Consider the following 2,831-nt stretch of genomic DNA (forward strand, 5'->3'; position numbering starts at 1 on the left):
GCCGTGCATTGAGACGCGCTTTTGCGGTTTCTCCGGTGAGTTCCGCATTGAACACGTGTTCTCGCGCTTGCCCGGTTTTGGAAAACGCTCCGGTTTCCCCGAGCTTTTGCGCTAGGTCCGATGCGGCATCAGCGGCTGCCTGTGAACGGTTGAGATAGGAAACCGTCTCCCACGCCGACACAGCATTGATCCACGCGCGACGCGTGTCAGCCGCTACCCTCAAGGTCTCCTCTGCCGCCTTCAACTGCGCCTGCCGGAACCGTGCATCGGCTATGCCAACGCGTCTGGATTGTGTCATCAATGCGAGGATGTTGCCGGTAATCGTGGTTTCGATGATACGGCTAATGCCAATGGAGCTGTAGCCGACGGACGCGGTCGGATTGACGGGCATCGTCTCCCGCCAGACATCGGCAGCCGACATCCCCACCTCGGCGTAAGCTGCCTGCAATCTGCGATTGTTCAGGAGTGCTACCTGAACGGCGGTGTCAGCTCCGATCGTTTTCTTGTAGACGAGACTGCGAGTCCGATCGGCAAGTGCCCTCGTTTCAGCCTGTGATTGTGCCCAGACCGCCTGTTTGCCGATTGCGCCGGACGTCCTGCCTTCAACCGTACCGAACCCGGCGACGGGATCCGAAACCGCGGCCGTGGTGCCCGCAGTCACACAACCCGAGACCACCAGAGGCCCGGCGACCGCGACGACAATTTTTAAAGACGCCCGCCTCATGAATCTTCTCCCCTCGGAGCAAGGTCTTCGTTGAGCTTTTTCCAGTTCTTCGGATCAACGGGTTCGCGGTGCTGATAGGAACCCAACACCGAACGGTAGTGGCCTGATGCGGTGCCGAACGCCGGATTGGCGGCCGGCTCGGCAGCCATATCAGCAAGCCGTGGTGATGCAGTGCATCCAGCACCAACCAGCGCCGATGCCACCGCAAGTAATGCAGCGATTTTCATGCTTTAACCTGATATTGAAGGAGGTTTGAAACCGCGCGAACAGACGTTTGCGCAGAGTTCACCCGTCGAGAGACGGAAAGGTTAGATCAGGCGTTTGGGAGGGCGCGACTGCTTGTCGTAGGCACTCGACGTAAGGACACGGTGCAAAACAGGCTCGAAACTGCGCTTGGGCTGAAGCATCGGCTGGAAGTAGCTTGGTGCAAATGCAGCGAGCGGCGAACAATGAACTTCACAATCCGTGTCCACGGACGGATGTTTGGGAGAATGTTTTTCGGCAGACAAACCGGATTTCGAAACGCCAGCTTCATCTGAAGCGTGCTCGCCGCCCTCATGTGAATGACCACCCATCCGCGTTTGGGCCGAATCGTATGTCTGAAAAATTTGCATGCTGTTTTGCGCGTATGCCGCAAACTGCATGGAAGTCATGACCAGCAATGCTAGAGCCAGCAGCACCTTGAATGGCGCTGAGCCGCTTCCCCAAAATTGGTGCACGAACCTTCCCATGATATCTTTCCACAAGTATTCGCAGAAATTGTCAACGCAAAAATTGCTGCAGTGCAGTCTCGCGCTTAAGTTGTGATCGAACGTTACGAAATTCACGCAGTATGGCCCAATGTCGCCTTTCTTAGGCCCATAAATTGCCCCATTTCAGGCAGGATTCCCTGGCCTGCTCAATGAACATCTGACAGATCCTGGGTGGTTTGGGTCCAGCCCACACGCTCAAGATAAGCTATTCCGATTGTTCCGCGCCGCCCGGAAAGTTCCACTTCATCCTTCCTTATCCAGTCCGCGGCCGACAAGGACGCCGGTACGCGGCTCAACATTGCCGCTGACACAACAAGCGAGGCGTCAAGGGTTTTCGTCATTGCTTCCAAGCGCTGCGCGACATTGACGACGTCGCCGAAAACCGTGAACTCGTCGTGAAACCCGCTCTCAAGCACTCCGCCGACGATGGTGCCCATGTGCAAGCCGATACCTGCGTCGAGCGCGGGCTTTCCTTCTTGGCGTCGCCACTGTGTCCAATCGTCGAGGATTCGCACAAGCTGCAATGCACATTGCAGCGCGCGCTCCGCGTCGTCCGGTGAAGGCTTCGGCTGACCGAACACGGCCATGATTCCGTCCCCCATGAACTTATCTACGGTGCCCCCGGTGCGAAATACTTCGCCGGCAACGATGCTGCGATATTCTGCCAGGATTTCAGCAAGTGCGGCGGCAGGAGCGGTTTCGGTAAACCGCGTGAATTCCCGCAAGTCCACGAACATGACGACTGCCTCCCTGCGTTCGAGGTCTAGGTTATCGCTAGCAACCTGTAGGTCAGAGACCACGGAGGGCGAGAAGAACCGCGAAAGATTTAACCGCCGCTCCTCGCTCTCAATCGCCACACGCATGATGGTCCGGTGGTCTTTCGTCAGGAGGTATACGACAATGGCGGCAAAGGCGAAGGCTGCCGCCAATCCGAAGTCCTCGCTGAAGGAGGTGATGAAGTGGGTGTCAATGCTGCTTGACCAATGCCGCGCTGTCATGACCAGCAGCAGAAATAGCCATCCCGCAAGAACTATGCTGCTGAAGAGTATGACAAGCAAAGGCATGAGCCTGAGGCCGACGTGATTGAGAAGCAGAAAAGCGATTGCGAGGCTCGGCGTCGTGAGCGCGTGGTCCTCCGTCACATCGAAGCGGAAAAGATGTTCATAAAGTATGATGATGACCAGCACGGCATCGACGGAGACGAAGAAAGTGTCCGTCCAGGGGGCTTCGCGTTTGGTGATCGCCATTCCCAGTGACAGGAGACTGACCGCCAGATATCCAAGTACGACGGTCGCATGGACGGCGAAATTGTCGTGATCGTTGCCCAAAATGAGGTTGGCAAACAGGATGAGGAG

The 2,831-nt window shown here is 56.8% G+C and carries 4 protein-coding genes; all 4 read right to left on the bottom strand.

What is annotated here, in order from left to right; all coding sequences use genetic code 11:
* Nucleotides 1–724: TolC family protein (locus AAAC48_RS04070; protein WP_340652945.1), on the bottom strand; the 724-nt coding region annotated here is incomplete at its 3' end.
* Complete coding sequence (locus AAAC48_RS04075; protein WP_340652946.1) at nt 721–951, bottom strand: hypothetical protein; 231 nt, start codon at nt 949–951, stop codon at nt 721–723. The genes AAAC48_RS04070 and AAAC48_RS04075, both read right to left, overlap by 4 nt.
* An 81-nt stretch (nt 952–1,032) precedes the next feature.
* Nucleotides 1,033–1,455, bottom strand: coding sequence for a hypothetical protein (locus AAAC48_RS04080; protein WP_340652947.1), 423 nt, complete (start codon nt 1,453–1,455; stop codon nt 1,033–1,035).
* 167 nt (nt 1,456–1,622) lie between these two features.
* Nucleotides 1,623–2,831: adenylate/guanylate cyclase domain-containing protein (locus AAAC48_RS04085; protein WP_340652948.1), on the bottom strand; the 1,209-nt coding region annotated here is incomplete at its 5' end.

Source organism: Phyllobacterium sp., assembly GCF_037994405.1.
Classification (GTDB): domain Bacteria; phylum Pseudomonadota; class Alphaproteobacteria; order Rhizobiales; family Rhizobiaceae; genus Phyllobacterium.

Excerpts from the sequence above, each read along its gene's own strand:
- AAAC48_RS04080 (WP_340652947.1), bottom strand. The coding sequence starts at position 1,455 with ATGGGAAGGTTCGTGCACCAATTTTGGGGAAGCGGCTCAGCGCCATTC.
- AAAC48_RS04075 (WP_340652946.1), bottom strand. The coding sequence starts at position 951 with ATGAAAATCGCTGCATTACTTGCGGTGGCATCGGCGCTGGTTGGTGCT.